The sequence below is a fragment of the uncultured Algibacter sp. genome (assembly GCF_947495675.1).
GTDB lineage: Bacteria > Bacteroidota > Bacteroidia > Flavobacteriales > Flavobacteriaceae > Algibacter_B.
In genome coordinates this window covers 123,001-140,878 of the sequence record NZ_CANLZX010000010.1, presented here as the reverse complement: position 1 = coordinate 140,878, position 17,878 = coordinate 123,001, and the positions used below count along the sequence as shown (strand labels likewise).

The window sequence follows — 17,878 nt, the reverse complement described above, 5'->3', positions numbered from 1 at the left end:
AGATAACCAATTCGGGGTGTAGCGTAGCCCGGTTATCGCGCCGCGTTTGGGACGCGGAGGTCGCAGGTTCGAATCCTGCCACCCCGACAAAAAAGCTTTGCAGTCTGCAAAGCTTTTTTTATGCAGTTTATTTAGTTTTATAAAAATGTTTTAGTAAAGAAAGTATTTCTGTATTAATTGAAATAAGATTTTTTATAGCCATCCTTTGTCAAATAATAAATTAAAGTAATCTTACCACTAAAAACAACCTTATAACTTATTAATTTATAAAAATCCTAAAGAATAGATTAAGCTTTTAAGTATCTCTAAGCTTAATATTTGTTGTATAACCTTCTCTTAAAACTTACTAACGTTTTTGTTTTTTTTGTGAATATTTGGACTGTATTTATATCTAGTCTTTAATTAATAAAATTAATTAAAGTGTTTTAAATTATAAAATCATAAATAAATTTAATTATATTTGGTCCACCAATTTGGTGTACCAGATTGGTATTTCAATATTTTGTTATTGAAAATGAACAATAAAAACCAATAAAATGAACTCCAAAAATGTAAAATTATTATTTCAGTCTGTATTGATGTTATGTCTAATATTACTTTTTAATAGTTGTTTAGAAAGAGCTAAAAAATCTAATAATATAGAAACTACAACTGTCTTTTATCCTAGTGATGTTATTCCTTTTATGGATGAATGGAAAATTCTTTGTGGAGATGGTACAAGTAAAAAAAATCTAGTAGGTTTTGAACATAAAGATTTTTTTTATGTTTCTAATGATGGTAAAACAAATTGGGTAGTTTATAAAACACCTAATTCTGGAGTTACATCAAGAACATCGAGTAATACAAGAACAGAACTAGGGCAAATAAAACATTGGATACCTGAAACTGGAGGTAAATTAACAGGTACATTAAAAGTACAGCACGTTTCTACCTCTGGTGATGCAAGAGTTGCTGCTTCACACTCGGTTGTAGTAGGCCAAATTCATAGCGATGAAGGTCACGAAAATGAACCAATAAAAATATTTTACAAGAAATTTCCAGGTCATACAAAAGGTTCTGTATTTTGGAATTATGAAATTAATACAGAAGGTGATAATTCCAAAAGGTGGGATTATTCTACTGCAGTTTGGGGAAATGATATGTCTGTTGTTGGGTCTAGTCCTGCCTCATATCCTGAAGAACCAACTGATGGAATTGAATTGGGTGAAGAATTTAGCTATGAGATAAATGTATATAAAGGTATTATGTATCTAACTTTTAAGAGTGAAGGACATAAAACTGTAAAATTTACTAAAAACTTATTAAAATCAGATTTTACAACATATAATGCTATTCCGAAGCAAATATTAACATTGTATGCCTCAATAGGGCGTGATGGTATAGAGCGTGAAAATGCTTATGCTGGAGAAATACAGTATTTTAAACAAGGCGCATATAACCAAACCAATGGTAAAAATCCTGAAGATAATATAGTTTGGAGTACAGGTTCTGAAACTTATGGTGGCGATATAGCTAAACAATATGCTAATGGTTGTTATGCAGAAGTTTGGTTTAGAGAAGCATCTGTAGGAGCAGGAACTATGCCCAATGAAGAATAGAAAAGCTTATTTAAATATTTTATGATTTTGAATAAAAACTAACATATAAACTTGTATTTAATGTAGTAATTATTTTATCATAACATTTATTTAATCTTTATCTGGTGTACCAGTTTGGTGCGCAAAAATGTTTTTAATTGACATTTCAAATTTAATTTAAAAAAACCTATTGAAATAAAATACCTCTATTCAAATGAACTTAGATGTCCTTTCAAAAAATGAAAATCAAGAAATAACAAACCGAGTTAAAAAGTTAATTTCTGAGATAAGTGAATTAATAAATCAAAAGCATTTGCAACCAGGTGATAAATTACCTGCAGAACGCATTTTAGCAGAAAAGTTTGGAGTTAGTAGAAGAAGTGTTAGGGTAGCTATTCTTAAATTAGAATCCTATGGAATCTTAAAATCAATACCACAAAGTGGAACTTTTATAGCAAATATAGGTGCTGTTGCCATGAACGGAATGATAGAAGATATCTTAAGTCTTGATTTGCCTAATTTTAAATCACTAGTAGAAACCAGAATCTTATTAGAATTAAAAGCTGTGAAATTAGCTTCTTTAAGGCGGACAAAAGAAGATTTAAAAAGAATAAAATCAGCTTTAGATGCTCACAAAAAAAAATTATTATCTGGTGAAGATGCTGTTCAGGAAGATTTGTTATTTCATTTAGCTATTGCCAAAGCTAGTGGTAATGTTACTATTAATCAAATTATGATTGCTATAACACCACAAATAATTGTAGATTTTAAAAAGTATCATACAGATTATGATGATTTGGATGAATTAAGAATTAAAGAACACTCAGAAATTTATGAGGCTATTAAAATACAAGATTCTCAATTAGCTAAAAGTAAAATGAAAAAGCATTTTAAATTGTTATATGAATATTGTGGTGTATTATAAAAAAATAGAAATAATGACGTAAATAATTAAAAAAGAGTGTTTTGTTTTTTTATTATCAAGGACCATTAAAAATGCATTAAAATTAAATAACTGAACTAAATATGAAGAAATGATGATTTTAATAAAGCTCAAAATTATCGACTCAATTAAATATAATTAAAATTAATAATAATAAATTAACTAAAAAAAATGTTTTAATAACTGCTGGTGCACAGGGGATAGGTGAGTCTATTACTAAACATTTTATTGATAGTGGAGCTAATGTTGCAATTCACTATTTTTCAAGTGCAGATACTGCTAACAAATTAGCAGAATATGCTGTTAGCAAAGGACAAAAAGCTATTGCTATAATTGGAGATTTAACAAAAGAAGCTGATGCTAATGCCATGGTCGAAAAAACGGTACAAGCCTTTGGTGGATTAGATATATTAATTAATAATGCAGGTTCACTAGTTGCGCGTAAAATGCTGAGTGATATGGATACAGAGTTTTGGCATAAGGTAATGGATATTAATCTCACTTCTATGATGTTTGTTACTCGAGCAGCATCACCATATTTAGCAAAAAACAGCAATAGTAGTATTGTAAATTTAGCATCACTTGCTGGACGCAAAGGCGGACACCCAGGGTCGCTAGTTTACTCTACCAGTAAAGGAGCTATTTTAACATTTACAAGAGCCCTTTCTACAGAATTAGGAGCTCAAGGTGCTTGAGTTAATGCGGTTGCTCTAGGGCTTATTCTTGGAACCTCTTTTCATAATACTCATATTACAAAAGAATCAGCAGCCGAAACTATTGCTGGTATTCCAATACAGCGAGCTGGTAATGCAGATGATGTAGCAAGAGCGGTATTATATTTGGCTTCAGAATACGATGGCTTTATAACAGGAGCAACACTAGATATTAATGGTGGTGTTTACAATATGTAGTTCACCTATTTTAAAATTATAAGCTAAATTATACTTAATAATTTGGCTTGTAATAGTATATATATATATTCTAACTATAAATTTATGCTAAAAACCAAAATTATACACCCAACTATTATGGAAGCCCTAGGGCGTTCAGGCCATTTTGCACAAGTTGTGATTGCCGACGGTAATTTACCCGTTGGTGCCATGACTGGACCAAATTCAACCACGGTGCATCTTAATTTTCGTCCAGGTTTATTAGATGCTCTTACAGTATTAGAGGGTATATTGGAAGTATGCCCTATACAAGGCGCTATTGTTATGGAAAAGCCCGCAGAAGCAAACGCATTTATACATAATGCATATAAAATATTATTAGGGGATGTAACGTGGGATGAAATTGAACGTTGGGCTTTTTACGATAAAATTAGAGAATCTGCTACAACCTTAATTATTCAAACAGGAGAACAACGTCGATTTGCTAATTTAATACTTACTGTAGGGGTGGTGAAAATGGCAGAAGAAAGTGACTTTTAGCATACTTAAAATTTATGCTCTCAAAAGTGATGGTAAATGTTTTGGCAGATACTACACTATAGAGTACATATAATTATTCAACTATAAAAACCCTCTCTAGCAGCTTTATTCAATCAAATTAATTTGGACTGTAAAGTATTATTTATTCTAATCGAATATAATTTTCTGAATAAATTGGATGCCCTAAGCTGTCAATTTCAGTTTGACTAAATTTGTTTTCTTCAATATCAACATTAAATACAAATTCGGTTTTTTCTTTTATTACCTCGTTCATTGATTTAGATCCATAATCTAGAATTTCAACTAAAATGCCATCTTTAACAGTATAATCTCCATATGCAAACCAATCAATTGTATCAAAAATTCGGGTTCTACTCCACATGACTTTTGTTTTTGAATACATTTTTATTTGTTTATTAGTATTTGAAGATAAAATAGTATCAGCAGTTCCATCTTCTCCATAATTTATATAGCTTACTAATTTCCATGCGCCTTCTAAAGTTTTAGTTTCAATATTAGTTGTAGTTATATTTTTGTCAACTTTTCGATGGTCATTGCAAGAATAAATAATTGCAAAGCAAATAATTAATATAATTTTTTTCATGACATTAAGGTTTAAATAGTTAGGTTACTAAAGTTACGAAAAAAAACACACAATAATACTTTAGATTTATTAAGCTATAAAAACTGTTGATAACTTCTCTGTTAGGTTTTAATCAAAAATTCTACTTTTGTTTAATAAATATTTAATAGCGATTATGTCTGATACAATAGAAAAAGTTAAATGCTTAATTATCGGTTCTGGACCAGCTGGTTATACAGCTGCAATTTATGCTGCTAGGGCTAATATGAAACCCGTTTTATATCAAGGTACACAACCAGGCGGACAATTAACAACAACAAATGAAGTTGAGAATTTTCCAGGTTACCCTGAAGGTGTAACTGGACCTGAAATGATGATGCAGTTACAAGCACAAGCACAGCGTTTTGAGACAGACGTTCGTGATGGATGGGTTACCAAAGTTGATTTTTCTGGTGATGTACATAAAGTCTGGGTAAATGATGTTAAAGAAATTCATGCAGATACCATAATTATATCAACAGGAGCTTCTGCTAAATATTTAGGCTTAGATTCTGAGCAAAAATATTTAAAACTAGGGGGTGGGGTTTCAGCATGTGCTGTATGTGATGGATTCTTTTATAGAAACCAAGAAGTGGTTATTGTAGGTGCAGGAGATTCTGCTTGTGAAGAAGCACATTACTTATCAAAACTTTGTAAAAAAGTAACTATGTTGGTTCGTAGAGATGAGTTTAGAGCTTCAAAAATTATGGCGGCTAGAGTAAAAAATACTGAAAATATTGAAATCTTATTCAATACTGAAACCGATGAGGTTTTAGGAGATGGGCAAGTGGTTACTGGTGTTCGAGTTTTTAATAATAAAACTAATGAAAAACAGGATATTCCAGCTACGGGGTTTTTTGTTGCTATTGGACATAAACCTAATACTGATATCTTTAAAGACTTTTTAGATTTAGATGAAACAGGATATATTATTAATACTCCGGGAACATCTAAAACAAATATAGCAGGTGTTTTTGTATCTGGTGATGCTGCAGATCATGTCTATAGGCAAGCGGTAACCGCTGCCGGAACAGGTTGTATGGCAGCCTTAGATGCAGAACGCTATTTAGCTGCTAAAGACTCCTCTTTCGAAGTCTCTACTTCTACTTACAACTAAAGTAAAACAATCTTTATTTTTTAAAAACCAAAGTTAATTACTTTGGTTTTTTTGTTTTATAGGGTTTTGTAATTCTAGTACTTAAAGTCAAAACATTTAGTAATTTAAATAAATTAAAAAAAAATACAATTTAAGTTTAATATATAATTTTTTTCACTAATTTTAAGTGTAGTTATTTTATTTATAGAAGTATCTCAATCATATTAATTCTTCCAAAAAAACTATTATGTTTTTTCATATTTTACGTTCATAAACAAGGTTATTTGTTTTTTTTAAATTAAAAAATAATAAATATAAAACACTTTTTAAACATTCTATTTGAAATGTTTCATTAAAAAAAACAGGTCATTTTTATCGAAAAATTAAATCTTTACATTATTTATTACCTATTTAACATAAAAATAACATATATTTGGAAAACCAATTTGGAAAACCAATTTGGCGCACCAATTTTATTATTTAAAGATTAAACTTTTTTAAACAAATTTTATAATTATTAACCTTTTAAAAATTCAATTTTTTACATGATTAAAACAAATTAATTACTATGAAAACATCAAAATGAGTAAATCGATTTTAAAGATTATAAAATCTTTAATTATTGAATTATTCAGTTTGACTATTTGTTAAACTAAATTTAAACTAAAATTAAACTAATGAAAAAAACGAAACATTTAAAAAAGACATTCCTAGTATTATTAGGATTTTGTTTTGCGTTTACTTTAAATGCACAACAAAAAACCATAACAGGAACTGTAACAGCAGAGGCAGATGGCATGGCATTGCCTGGTGTTAATGTTATAGTAAAAGGAACAAGTACCGGTGCATCTACTGATTTTGACGGTAACTATTCAATAAATTTAAACTCAGACAATGCAACTTTAGTATTTAGTTATGTTGGATATGCAACCAAAGAAGTTGTAGTAGGTAATTCTAGTACAGTAAATGTAGCTTTATTAGAAGATTTAGCTTCACTTGATGAAGTAGTTGTAGTAGGATATGGTGCTCGTAAGAAGAGTGACGTAACAGGTTCAGTTTCTTCTATAAAAACTGATGAATTAACTGCTTTTCCTGTATTAGACGCTGAGCAAGCGCTTCAAGGTCGTGCTGCTGGTGTAAATGTACAATCTAATAATGGTGGTGAGCCAGGTGCTCCTATTAGTATTTCTATTAGAGGTAATACGTCTATTAATGCAAGTAGCTCACCTCTTATTGTTGTTGATGGTTTTGTAGGTGCTAGTATGCCACAAGCAGGAGATATTTCATCTTTACAAGTTTTAAAAGATGCATCTGCAACTGCTATTTATGGTTCGAGAGGATCAAACGGTGTAATTTTGGTAACTACTAAAAAAGGTAGAAGTGGAAAATTAAATGTTGAATTCAATTCTACTTATGCTGTCCAAAATACTGCAAATAGTTTAGATTTATTGAATGCAAACGATTTTGCAGACTATCAAAACCAAATTAGAGCAAATCAAGGTAACACTACTCCTTTTCCTCAAGGAACAGCAGATACAGATTGGCAAGATGAAATTTACAGATCAGGTAATACTTCAAGTAATCAACTTTCTTTTTCAGGAGGTTCTGAAAAAGTAAATTACTATGCTTCTGGTACGTATTTCCAACAAGATGGTATACTGGTTAATTCTGGTTTTGAAAGAGCAGTATTCTTATCAAATTTAGATGCGCAAGTAACCGATAAATTAAAATTAGGACTTAACTTAACAGGTACCTTAAGTAAGAAAAATGGAGTTGCTACACAATCAACAGGTGCAAACGGTGTTGGTGCTGGTGGTGATGATGTTGTGGCTTTAGCAATGCGTTTTGCTCCAGACCAAGGCATCTATAATGCTGATGGAACCTTTTCAATAAACGATAGAATAGGGGATCAAGTTGATAATCCATGGGCAGTTGCCACTCAAAGAGAGGATGACACAGAAACGGAAAAATTCAGAGCAAATTTTTATGCAAATTATGAAATTATTGAAGGACTTACTTTTAAGACGACATTTGGTTTAAGTACTGATAATGATTTTAGAGGACTTTATTTACCACGTACTTTGCAAGTTACAGCTGGAGGTGTTGGCGGAAGAGCTATTATGACTGAAGATAAAACTAAAAATATCTTGAGTGAAAATTACTTAACTTATAATAAAGAAATAGGTAAAGGAAATTTAACTTTATTGGCTGGTTATTCGTATCAAAAAACAACCAAAAAAGGTTTTTATAGCGAAGGTACTGGAACTATTTCAGATTCGTTTTCTTACTATGGTTTATGGACAGCTACCACTTTAATAAACGGTGGGTCTGGTGATATATATACAAATGATACAGAAATTCAATCTGTATTTGGAAGGGTGAATTATGATTTGAATGACAAATATTTATTTACTGCTACAGTGAGAAGAGATGGAGCTTCTAACTTTGCTGAAAATAAAAAATATGCAACGTTCCCATCGGCAGCTTTTGGTTGGAAAATTTCTAATGAAGATTTTTTAAGTGATAGTGAAACTATTTCTAACTTAAAATTAAGAGCTAGTTATGGTGAAACTGGTAACCCATCTATTGGCGCCTACGAATCTTTAGCAAGTTTAGCAAGTATATATGCGTCTAACAATGGTTTAACTGTAGCTGCTGTTACACCAAACCAACCTGCTAACCCAAATTTAAAATGGGAAACATCATACCAAACAAACTTTGGTGTTGATTTAGGGTTATTAAACAATAAAATTTCTCTTTCGTTAGATTATTATAACATCGACACTAAAGATTTAATAATGGTTGATAGAGGACTGCCTTGGTATTTAGGTTTCTACAATGATGAAATATTAAAGAATGTTGGAGAGGTTAACAATACAGGATTTGAAGTTTCTCTTAACACAAGAAATATTACTAACGACAATTTTAGTTGGACTACGGATTTAGTTTTCTCTAGAAACAAAAATACAGTAACAACTTTAATAAACGGTGATGACTATTTTCAAAATGGAGCACCAAGTTATTTTAGTGTTACTAACAATGCTATCTTAAGAGAAGGTGAAGAAGTAGGTCAATTTTTTGGCTTTGATTATGCAGGTGTATATCAAGGAGGTGCTTTACCAGCAGGTACAGCTACCATTTCTGGTGGTGTAGCTGGTGATCCATTATTTTTAGATTTAGATGATAGTGGTGATATTACAAATGATGATAGAAAAATTATTGGTAACCCTAATCCAGATTTTACTTGGGGTATCACAAATAACTTTAAGTATAAAAACTTTGATGCAAACATCTTTTTCCAAGGTTCTCAAGGAGGAGAAATCTTTAATATGACTGAGGTACAGTTAAACAATGGTGATGCTAATACTACTTATGGTTATTTTAATAATGCTTGGACACCTACAAACACAAACACAAATGAACCACGTGTAGGAAATAATAGTTTTAGAGAAATTTCTTCTCGTTTTGTTGAAGATGGTAGTTACATTAGATTAAAAAATATAGCGGTAGGTTACAATTTTCCTTCTGAGGCTATTGAAAAATTAGGTATAGAAAAACTAAGATTGTCAGTTAGTGCACAAAACTTATTGACTATTACAAACTATTCTGGTTTAGATCCTGAAGTTAATTATTATGGTTCTGCAGGTAATAATAATACAGCGAGTAATACGGTTAGAGGTTTTGATTTTGGTAATTATCCAACGCTTAGGTCTGTAAGTTTCAGTCTAAATGTTAAATTTTAATCGTAACTTTAAGGAAAAAAACATTAATTATTAAAAAAGAAAAAATTATGAATACATATAAAATTTTATTGTTATTGATGGGATTGTCAATAATGGGGTGTTCCGATTTGGAAGAAAATCCTGTTGGATTATTGTCTCCTGAAGGATTCTTCTCAACTCCAGAAGATATACAATTAGCGGTTAATGCCTCTTTAACGCATGCTATAAATGAAGAGGTTTGGGGAAGGAAACTATCTGTAGCGTTAATGTTACGTTCTGATATGGTAAATCTTAATTCTACCCAAACAAGAAGGGTAGAGATGAATATGCATACCATTACTGGAGATAATGAAATGGTATACGATCCTTGGACAAGAATTTATCTAGGAATTGCTGCTGCCAATAACGCTATTGCAGGTGCTGAGGATGTAGCTGCAGATGATGATGTTAAAAACCCAGTAACAGCACAAGCATATTTTGCAAGGGCATTTTATTATTTTCATTTAGTAAGACTATTTGGTGATGTTCCTTATATAGATACTCCTGTTTCTGATATACAGGCAGCTTCTAATTTAAGTAATACTCCTGAAGCTGAAGTTTATGCAAATATTATTTCAGATTTGGAATATGCTGAGCAATGGTTAACGAATACTGTAACTTCAAGAGCAACACCTTCTAAGGCAGCTGCAAAGTCATACTTGGCATTAGTATATTTAACAATGGCAGGTAATACTCCAGGAAGTCCTTATTTCCAAATGGCTTATGATAAAGCTAAAGAAGTAATTACTAATAAAGGAACTTATGGAGTAGATTTAGATCCTGATTTTCAGACTTTATTTAATGCAGATAAAATTGATAATTCTCCAGAACCAATTTTTGTGTTAGATTATAATAATAATGAAGCTCCTGATAATGCTTATGACCAAATAGCTCCTATGACAGGTATTAGAGGTGACAATGATGGCGGAAATGGAGGCTGGTCAGTTTCAACGCCTACTTTAGCTGTATACAACTCTTTTGATCAAGACGACTATAGAACACGTGTTAGTTTTCAAACAGAAGCATTAATTAATGATGTTTATGTAGATTTTACTAATTTTCAAAGTAGTGGACACGAACATGCTCAAAATGCTCCATATATAGCTAAATATTTACGTTTTCCTGGAGATTATGCAAGGGGAAATAAAAGAGCAACAAGCCATAATTATTCTATGATACGCTATGCAGAGGTATTATTAATTGCTGCAGAAGCTGGAGTAGAAGTAGGTGCAGCAGATGCGCTAGATTTGCTTAATGAAGTAAGAGGAAGAGCTAGAAATGGTGGAGAATCAACAAACGGAGGTTATGTACCTGAAACTATTGCACCAAGTGCGGTTCCTGCAGATCTTACATCTATTACTGTTGCAGATGTACTAGAAGAGCGTAGAATAGAGCTAGCTTTTGAGTGTAAAAGATGGTATGATATTAAGAGAAGAGAATTAGGTGATGTTGTATTTAGTGCTTCTGGTTATGAAGGTGCTAAAGCAGATTGGAATGCTTCTGTAGATTATGATACACCAATACCTCAAGATGAGATTGATAGAAACCCTAATCTTAATAACTAACAATTATGAGTGCTAAACACTTAGCGCTTAGATTATTTTTCTTTGAATTTTCATGTTTGTCATTTAAATAGAAGAAAGTAAATAAGTAATATATTAATAGGTTGTCTTAAGTTTTTAAGACAGCCTATTTTTTTACCTCAAATAATTCTCATGTAGCGAAATGTTATTCATAGTCTGTTTTTACTAAAAAGTGACAATTTAAAAAGGATTGTTATTTTTATTCAAGTCTATAATTTAAGATGTTTTTTTATGTAGTAATGAATTAGAAAAATTGGACAATAAACAGACGTAATTTGTGTTTGTAGCGTATCAATATAAAACGAGAAACTAAATTGGATTATGGTAAAACAAGAGCATTAAATCTCACCAACCAGAAATAATAAGAGTCTCTATTTTATGGTTATACTTTATTGTTGTTTTAATCAAAATTAAGTTAGATAAAAACAATATTAATTTACTTAACCTTCTTTTGAAGTTTTGAAGTATCAGAAAGTGTGTTTATTACAATCTTAGGGTTTTGGTATAAATATATAGAACTAGCTCCAGAAGCATCAATTGTAATAGCTTCTATAACCTCAAGGTACGCATCACTACTAATGCTACAAACCACATCGCATATGTTAATTGTAAAGTTTTTTCCATTAAACTCTGTATTATTATCAAGATCTAATTTAGTTGTTTTACTTGAACCTTCTAAATTTGCATCAGCACGTTGGTAAAGTTTAGCATTAAGTTCAGAAGTATTTATTAAAGCTTCAAGTTTGCTGTTACCGCTCATAGTAATAATAGAATTTTCGCTTGTTAAATTCAACTTTACTTTTGATTTGTCATCACTATCAAAATTGAAATTATTGGACTTAATCGTTAATGCTGCTTTTGAAGATCCTCTAGTTTTTAAAGAACCATTTTCTAAATCCATAGTAGAAAGGGAAAGTATTTCTGCATTATCCGTAGTTACAATATGCTTTAAAACATCATCATAAGTAACTTTAATTTTTAGTTTCTTTTTTGAAGTAATTTTAATGCCCTTATTAAAAGTAAGCACACTATCAACTACTTCAAATTCTATATATTCATGTAAATTCTCATCTGTTTCTATTTGCACGTAGGGTTCTTTATCATAAATAACTTCAATTTCAAAATCTTCATCTAAATCTATAGTATGAAAAGATTCAATATTAGTTTGTTGAATAGTCACATTTCTATTGCCTTTTATTTTTTCTGTGCTTTGTGCCTTACAAATTGAAAGCGGAAGTAAACCTAAAAAAAGTACTGCGAGGAATTTATTCATTTTTAAACGGATTAATTGCTGATTGTATTACTAATTAGACACATAGAGGGCTTAATTAGTCACTATCAAATATAAAACAAAAAACCACTTTAAACTTTAATTAAGCTTAAAATGGTTTTAAAAGGGGTTGGTTGTGGTTTTGTATTTATTGTTGTTTTACACTCCCAGAAGAGCTATCACTTTTAACTACAGTTTCTGGGTTGCCATAATATTTAATATCGCCACCACTAGTGGCTCTTGCTGTTAATGCTTTTGATGTGTTTACAGTAATATCAGCACCACTTGTAGCTCTAACTTCACTAGATTCGGCCATTAAATCTGCAGCTTTAATATCACTTCCACTTGTAGCTTCTGCAATTAATTTAATTGTTTTTCCAGAGAGTCTTAAATCACTTCCGCTAGTAGATTTGCAATTTAAAACCGATGTGTTTACAGTAAGTTTCATATCACTACCGCTAGTAGATTTTAAATCTAAACGCTCAACATGAATAGTATTTGTAGAGTAAACATCACTACCACTAGTAGATGTAATACTTGAAATATCCTTAAAACTAACATGCACTTTTTTTGATTTTGCTCTACCAATATTTTCTTTAGTATGAATTCTTAAAACGCCATTTTCAACTTCAGTTATAATAATTTCGTGTAAATTCTCATCAGCTTCAACGCTAATACGTTCGTTATCACTTTGGGTTAGGTATACATCCAAGCCTTCTGTAGCTTTAATAGCAGAGAAGCTTGTGTTAATAGTTCGGTCTTGGGTAATTACGTCTCCATTTCCTTTAACGCCTGTATTTAGGTTCATGTCGAAATTGCAGGAGAAAAGTGTTAAACTTAATACGGTTGCTACAATAAATTTGATTAGTGTGGTCATGATTTTTGTTTTTTGATGATTAAATTATAATTCAAATATCTTTTAAAAAGTTGTTGATTAATAACTTAAATATCTGAATCGTTGTTTTTAGGTGATGAGTTGTTATTCTTCAGATTCTATTTCAACACCTTCAGCATTAATGTTTAGGTTTACTTCATCAGATACTGCTTTTATACCGTTTTCGTCAATTTTAATATGAGTGTCATCAGCATTTATTTCGATACCCTTATCATTAATTTTTAACCTAGGTGTATTCACATTTACTTCAAAATCTTCTTCAGGACAATCTAAACATTCAGCATCTTCATAAAGAATTTTTAGAAAGTGATTAGTATCATCTCTAGAAACTATATTCCCGTCGTATGTTCTGTGGTGTAAAAATTGTTTTGTTGTATTATTAAAATACACAATAGCGTTTTCGGGTAAATAAAGAACAACATCAACTTCTTGATCGCTAAATTTATTATCAGGATGCGTTGTTAAATAAGAATTTAAAAGTAATGTGTTGTTTTTTAATTCGAAATTATAATCTATATTTTTTGCACGCTCAATAGCTTTCTCATAATTTCTTCCATCAGCTCTTTTTCTTATAGCTATCCTAGCAACAGAATCAGTTGTAGATTTAACTAATATATCGATGTCAGATGAATAAAGAACCTTGTCCCCAGAATCATTATAAGCCAACTTGAAATTTTCATGACGGTAATAATCAGCATTAAAGTTGTCACTACTTACCATTTTAATATTTAAGGTGTCATTTGCTTTAATTGGTAATTCAATTTTTTCGGTATAGCTTTCTTCAAAAGCATGTTCGCTAGCTTGTCTTACACCAAAAATAACCAAAGCTATAATAGATATTAACCATAAACCTAATAAAGAGAATTTAGCAATGTTACCAATAGATTTTAAGTTATTAATAAGAATCTTTAATCCTAAATAAAATAAGAAAAAGAACGGAATACCAACTGCGAAAAAAGCAAAAAACGAGACTAACCAAATAGGAGTATCTCCGGCATTAGCCATTTCTACAAAATCTAATCCAGGAATATGTATAACGTCTGCAACACCAACAGAAAACAACCCAATTATTAATGCAATTAAAGCAGCGGCACCAACAATTATAAGTATTACACCTATAAATTTTGCAAATACTTTAAAGAAAAACATGAATATATCGCCAATAGTATCAAAAAAACTTCTTGAAGAGGATTTTATAGAATTACCAGTTTTTTTTACATCTACATTTTTTGCTACGTTAGAAACAGAATCAGAAACATTTTTTGCAACATCACTTACCGTTTCTGTAACCGTATCAAAGCCATCTTTAATTTTTTTTTCAATGTTACTAATGTTAACAGGCTCTCCTGTCATCATTATTTTTTCAGCAGTTGTTTTGGCTTCAGGCACTAAAACCCAAAGTAAAATATAAAGTAAAATGCCAGTACCAGCTCCAAAAATTAGAAGAATCCAAGCTAAGCGAATCCAAATAGCATCAATACCAAAGTAATGAGCCAAACCAGATGATACACCTCCAATATAAGAGTTATCTGTATCCCTAAATAGTTTTCTAGATTTTGTTGCTTTGTTTCTGTAATTTGGTTGTGGTTCATCTTCAAAAATCTCCTCATCTACAAGATAGTCTTCAGGTTGTCCCATTACAGAAATAACTTCATCTACTTCTTTAATTCTAATAACCTGCTTGTCGTGTTTTAAGCGTTCAGTAAAAAGTTCGGCAATACGTGCTTCTATGTCTGCTATAATTTCAGATTGACCTTGAGAGTCTGTAAACGAACGTTTTATAGCCTCCAGATAGCGTTGCAATTTTAAGTATGCATCCTCATCTATATGAAAAAATATACCTGCTAAATTTATGTTGACTGTTTTATTCATTTTTTTGTTGTTTTTTGGCTTGTTACTATAGTTACTGCATTGTGTAATTCACTCCAAGTGGTATCTAATTCTTTTAAAAATAATTTTCCGGTTTCGGTTAAACCGTAATATTTTCTTGGAGGTCCAGAGGTCGATTCTTCCCATCTGTAATTTAAAAGTCCTGCGTTTTTAAGTCGGGTTAGTAAAGGATAAATAGTCCCTTCTACTACCAGCAACTTCGCATCTTTTAAGGTGCCTAGAATTTCTGCTACATAGGCATCTTCGTCTTTTAAGACCGAGAGTATGCAAAATTCTAATACGCCTTTACGCATCTGTGCTTTTGTGTTTTCTATCTTCATGTTCTAAAGCGTTTTAATGTTGTGAAACTGTTCATTTTTTGATTGATTTGATTGATGATTATTTTGATGATCTTTTTGTTGTTAATAATATTTTGGCGTTACCCTCTCGGGTCGGGCTTTACGTTACAAGTCCTCGCTCGTGCCTCGCTGTGGGCTTTTCTCTGCAATCCCTAACGCGGGTTTTTTGCAGGTTTTTGGTTTCATTATAATGGCCTAGTTTATTTTAAAAAATTAATAGTAAAAGGATATTTATAAACCTGTCCGTCTCTAGCTTTTAAACTGGCAACTACTATTAATGCCAATTCAATAATAAACCCAATAACGGCAATAACACCTAGTGCACCACCTATGTATAATAATGGAGAAGGCTTCCCTATGTTTATATGAAAACTTTCAAAACCATTAAAATCAATAAAGTCAATACCATTAAATATTTTAAAAATAAAAAAGGGAATTGTTAATGTTCCTAAAATTATGGCGTACAGAAAAACACTTATTTGAAAATTAATAATTTGTTTCCCGTTACTATCTATAAATTCAGATTTTTCTTTATTGGCTAGCCATAATACAATAGGACCAATAAAGTTTCCAAACGGAATAAAGAATCTACTAAACGTAGATAAATGAATAAATGTAGCGATGTTTTTTTGGTGATTATCTAACATGATTATTTCGATTGATTAAAACATATAATAGTTTCTTATGCAAATATATGTCTAAAAAAAGGTACTTTGTTACGCATAGTACTAAAAATTAACATAAATTTAACATTTATGAATGTGGAATATTTTCATAACTTAGTGAAAAATTAAAAAATATAAAATGACTTTAACGCCAAGAAAACTAAACACTTATACAATGTTTAAGCTACCATCTGCCTATTTTTGTGGTATAAGAACAAAACATATAGATAACGAAAAATGTATTGTAGGTGTAAAATTTAAATGGATTAACCAAAATCCTTTTAAATCTATGTTTTGGGCTGTGCAAGGTATGGCAGCAGAGTTTTCAACAGGGGCATTAATGATAAGTAAGATACAAGAATCTGGTAAGCGCATTTCTATGTTGGTAACTACTAACAATGCCACGTTTACAAAAAAAGCTATTGGAAAAATAAAGTTTACTTGTAATGATGGTAAAGCTGTAGATGAGGTCTTAAAAAAAGCCATAGAAACAGGAGAAGGGCAAACACTTTGGATGCAATCTGTTGGTGTTAATGAAGAAGGGGTGGTAGTTTCTACTTTTAATTTTGAGTGGAGTGTTAAACTAAAAAGTTAATTGTTTTTACTGTAACAAATTCAAATTTTATTCAACTTATAAGAGAATCAACAAAAAACATAAACAATGACAGCACACGAAATTGACTACAGAATCTACGGCGAAGAAATGCAATACGTAGAAATTGAACTTGATCCAGAAGAAGGCGTTGTAGCCGAAGCAGGAAGTTTTATGATGATGGACGACGGTATTAAGATGGAAACCATTTTTGGAGATGGATCACAAAAAGATACAGGATTTATGGGTAAAATATTAGGTGCAGGAAAACGCATCCTAACGGGAGAAAGTTTGTTTATGACAGCTTTTTATAATGATCTTGTTGGAAAACGAAATGTATCTTTCGCATCACCATATCCAGGAAAAATAATCCCAATAGATTTAACACGTTTTGGTGGTAAGTTTATTTGTCAAAAAGATGCATTTCTGTGTGCAGCTAAAGGTGTAAGTGTTGGAATAGAATTCTCTAAAAAATTAGGACGTGGGTTTTTTGGAGGCGAAGGTTTTATTATGCAAAAACTAGAAGGCGATGGTATGGCATTTGTTCATGCAGGTGGTACTATGGCTATGAAAGAATTAAAAGCTGGAGAAACTTTAAGAGTAGATACTGGTTGTATAGTAGGTTTCGACCAATCAGTTGATTACGATATCGAATTTGTAGGAGGCATAAAAAACACGGTATTTGGAGGCGAAGGATTGTTTTTTGCTAAACTTCAAGGCCCAGGTACTGTTTATATTCAATCACTTCCATTTAGTAGATTAGCTGGTCGTGTTTTAGCAAGCGCTCCAAGAGCAGGAGGTAAAGATAAGGGCGAAGGTAGTATATTAGGGGGATTAGGTGATTTATTAGACGGTGATAATCGATTTTAAATGTTAATTAAACTATAAACTTATAGAATTGAATAATTTTTCACTAATTTTAGAGTTAAATAATAAAATAGCCTATAAAACAAATCTACTATTTATTAATAACCTAAACCTTAACAAAAAACAATGGCAAGAGCAATGTTAGAGTACACCAAAACTGTACTAAATAAAGTAAGTTTTGACACCACGTTGTTTTGCAAAGAAGTACAAAAGGCATTACAAAGATTGTTGCCTTACGAGATAGAAGAGCTTAAAATATTTATTCATTCTCTTGTACAGCAAAACCCAGAATTAAATCAATGTTTAATTTATTTAAAAGCATAAAAAAAAAGCGACCAAAAGGTCGCTT

15 protein-coding genes, 1 tRNA gene and 1 pseudogene are annotated in these 17,878 nt (G+C 31.1%); 11 read left to right on the top strand and 6 right to left on the bottom strand.

Annotated elements, in window-relative coordinates; translation table 11 throughout:
- The first annotated feature begins 12 nt into the window (after positions 1-12).
- From Q0842_RS08925 to Q0842_RS08905, 5 genes and pseudogenes are all read left to right on the top strand, one after another.
- Positions 13-87 (top strand) — tRNA-Pro (locus Q0842_RS08925).
- A gap of 449 nt (positions 88-536) precedes the next feature.
- Positions 537-1,598, top strand: coding sequence for a polysaccharide lyase family 7 protein (locus tag Q0842_RS08920; RefSeq protein WP_298497053.1), 1,062 nt, complete (start codon positions 537-539; stop codon positions 1,596-1,598).
- Positions 1,599-1,791: 193 nt separating this feature from the next.
- Complete coding sequence (locus tag Q0842_RS08915) at positions 1,792-2,502, top strand: FadR/GntR family transcriptional regulator (RefSeq protein WP_298497050.1); 711 nt, start codon at positions 1,792-1,794, stop codon at positions 2,500-2,502.
- Between the two features lie 152 nt (positions 2,503-2,654).
- Positions 2,655-3,431 (top strand): annotated as a pseudogene (locus tag Q0842_RS08910) (SDR family oxidoreductase).
- 84 nt (positions 3,432-3,515) lie between these two features.
- The gene (locus Q0842_RS08905) at positions 3,516-3,950 is read left to right on the top strand and encodes an RbsD/FucU family protein (protein WP_298497048.1); all 435 of its coding nucleotides are present in this window, start codon (positions 3,516-3,518) and stop codon (positions 3,948-3,950) included.
- Positions 3,951-4,092: 142 nt separating this feature from the next.
- Here Q0842_RS08905 and Q0842_RS08900 read toward each other — a convergent pair whose 3' ends face one another.
- Positions 4,093-4,554 (bottom strand): hypothetical protein, encoded by a 462-nt coding sequence (locus tag Q0842_RS08900; RefSeq protein ID WP_298497045.1) that lies wholly within the window; start codon positions 4,552-4,554, stop codon positions 4,093-4,095.
- A gap of 154 nt (positions 4,555-4,708) precedes the next feature.
- On the opposite strand from Q0842_RS08900, the gene trxB reads away from it, so the two are divergent.
- The 3 genes from trxB to Q0842_RS08885 all read left to right on the top strand — a co-directional run bounded on the left by trxB (position 4,709) and on the right by Q0842_RS08885 (position 10,994).
- Entirely contained in the window at positions 4,709-5,689 is a 981-nt protein-coding gene (trxB, locus tag Q0842_RS08895; RefSeq protein WP_298497042.1) for a thioredoxin-disulfide reductase, read from the top strand.
- A 656-nt stretch (positions 5,690-6,345) separates the two neighbouring features.
- Positions 6,346-9,411: a TonB-dependent receptor gene (locus tag Q0842_RS08890; RefSeq protein ID WP_298497038.1), complete on the top strand. Its 3,066-nt coding sequence runs from the start codon at positions 6,346-6,348 to the stop codon at positions 9,409-9,411.
- Positions 9,412-9,458: 47 nt separating this feature from the next.
- Positions 9,459-10,994, top strand: coding sequence for a RagB/SusD family nutrient uptake outer membrane protein (locus tag Q0842_RS08885; protein WP_298497036.1), 1,536 nt, complete (start codon positions 9,459-9,461; stop codon positions 10,992-10,994).
- A gap of 454 nt (positions 10,995-11,448) precedes the next feature.
- Here the strand turns inward: Q0842_RS08885 and Q0842_RS08880 are convergent, their stop codons facing one another.
- The 5 genes from Q0842_RS08880 to Q0842_RS08860 all read right to left on the bottom strand — a co-directional run bounded on the left by Q0842_RS08880 (position 11,449) and on the right by Q0842_RS08860 (position 16,052).
- Positions 11,449-12,285 carry a DUF2807 domain-containing protein gene (locus Q0842_RS08880; RefSeq protein ID WP_298497033.1) on the bottom strand — a complete coding sequence of 279 codons (837 nt, stop codon included), beginning with the start codon at positions 12,283-12,285 and terminating at the stop codon, positions 11,449-11,451.
- 145 nt (positions 12,286-12,430) lie between these two features.
- Entirely contained in the window at positions 12,431-13,159 is a 729-nt protein-coding gene (locus Q0842_RS08875) for a head GIN domain-containing protein (protein WP_298497030.1), read from the bottom strand.
- A 102-nt stretch (positions 13,160-13,261) separates the two neighbouring features.
- Complete coding sequence (locus Q0842_RS08870) at positions 13,262-15,049, bottom strand: PspC domain-containing protein (RefSeq protein WP_298497029.1); 1,788 nt, start codon at positions 15,047-15,049, stop codon at positions 13,262-13,264.
- On the bottom strand, positions 15,046-15,387 hold the full coding sequence (locus Q0842_RS08865; protein WP_298497027.1) for a PadR family transcriptional regulator: 342 nt from the start codon (positions 15,385-15,387) through the stop codon (positions 15,046-15,048). The genes Q0842_RS08870 and Q0842_RS08865 overlap by 4 nt, the downstream gene beginning before the upstream one ends.
- A 218-nt stretch (positions 15,388-15,605) precedes the next feature.
- On the bottom strand, positions 15,606-16,052 hold the full coding sequence (locus Q0842_RS08860) for a DUF4870 domain-containing protein (protein ID WP_298497024.1): 447 nt from the start codon (positions 16,050-16,052) through the stop codon (positions 15,606-15,608).
- Between the two features lie 157 nt (positions 16,053-16,209).
- On the opposite strand from Q0842_RS08860, the gene Q0842_RS08855 reads away from it, so the two are divergent.
- The 3 genes from Q0842_RS08855 to Q0842_RS08845 all read left to right on the top strand — a co-directional run bounded on the left by Q0842_RS08855 (position 16,210) and on the right by Q0842_RS08845 (position 17,853).
- Positions 16,210-16,665, top strand: a complete 456-nt coding sequence (locus Q0842_RS08855; protein WP_298497021.1) for a DUF4442 domain-containing protein — start codon at positions 16,210-16,212, stop codon at positions 16,663-16,665.
- A 66-nt stretch (positions 16,666-16,731) separates the two neighbouring features.
- Positions 16,732-17,532 carry a TIGR00266 family protein gene (locus Q0842_RS08850; protein ID WP_298497020.1) on the top strand — a complete coding sequence of 267 codons (801 nt, stop codon included), beginning with the start codon at positions 16,732-16,734 and terminating at the stop codon, positions 17,530-17,532.
- 123 nt (positions 17,533-17,655) lie between these two features.
- Complete coding sequence (locus Q0842_RS08845) at positions 17,656-17,853, top strand: hypothetical protein (RefSeq protein WP_136481976.1); 198 nt, start codon at positions 17,656-17,658, stop codon at positions 17,851-17,853.
- Positions 17,854-17,878: the final 25 nt, after the last annotated feature.

Bases quoted from the DNA above. Each gene is read 5' to 3' on its own strand.
- Q0842_RS08875 (WP_298497030.1), bottom strand. From the start codon at position 13,159: ATGACCACACTAATCAAATTTATTGTAGCAACCGTATTAAGTTTAACA.
- Q0842_RS08855 (WP_298497021.1), top strand. From the start codon at position 16,210: ATGACTTTAACGCCAAGAAAACTAAACACTTATACAATGTTTAAGCTA.
- Q0842_RS08915 (WP_298497050.1), top strand. From the start codon at position 1,792: ATGAACTTAGATGTCCTTTCAAAAAATGAAAATCAAGAAATAACAAAC.
- Q0842_RS08850 (WP_298497020.1), top strand. From the start codon at position 16,732: ATGACAGCACACGAAATTGACTACAGAATCTACGGCGAAGAAATGCAA.
- Q0842_RS08845 (WP_136481976.1), top strand. From the start codon at position 17,656: ATGGCAAGAGCAATGTTAGAGTACACCAAAACTGTACTAAATAAAGTA.
- Q0842_RS08860 (WP_298497024.1), bottom strand. From the start codon at position 16,052: ATGTTAGATAATCACCAAAAAAACATCGCTACATTTATTCATTTATCT.
- Q0842_RS08880 (WP_298497033.1), bottom strand. From the start codon at position 12,285: ATGAATAAATTCCTCGCAGTACTTTTTTTAGGTTTACTTCCGCTTTCA.
- Q0842_RS08870 (WP_298497029.1), bottom strand. From the start codon at position 15,049: ATGAATAAAACAGTCAACATAAATTTAGCAGGTATATTTTTTCATATA.
- Q0842_RS08865 (WP_298497027.1), bottom strand. From the start codon at position 15,387: ATGAAGATAGAAAACACAAAAGCACAGATGCGTAAAGGCGTATTAGAA.
- Q0842_RS08885 (WP_298497036.1), top strand. From the start codon at position 9,459: ATGAATACATATAAAATTTTATTGTTATTGATGGGATTGTCAATAATG.
- Q0842_RS08890 (WP_298497038.1), top strand. From the start codon at position 6,346: ATGAAAAAAACGAAACATTTAAAAAAGACATTCCTAGTATTATTAGGA.
- trxB (WP_298497042.1), top strand. From the start codon at position 4,709: ATGTCTGATACAATAGAAAAAGTTAAATGCTTAATTATCGGTTCTGGA.
- Q0842_RS08905 (WP_298497048.1), top strand. From the start codon at position 3,516: ATGCTAAAAACCAAAATTATACACCCAACTATTATGGAAGCCCTAGGG.
- Q0842_RS08900 (WP_298497045.1), bottom strand. From the start codon at position 4,554: ATGAAAAAAATTATATTAATTATTTGCTTTGCAATTATTTATTCTTGC.
- Q0842_RS08920 (WP_298497053.1), top strand. From the start codon at position 537: ATGAACTCCAAAAATGTAAAATTATTATTTCAGTCTGTATTGATGTTA.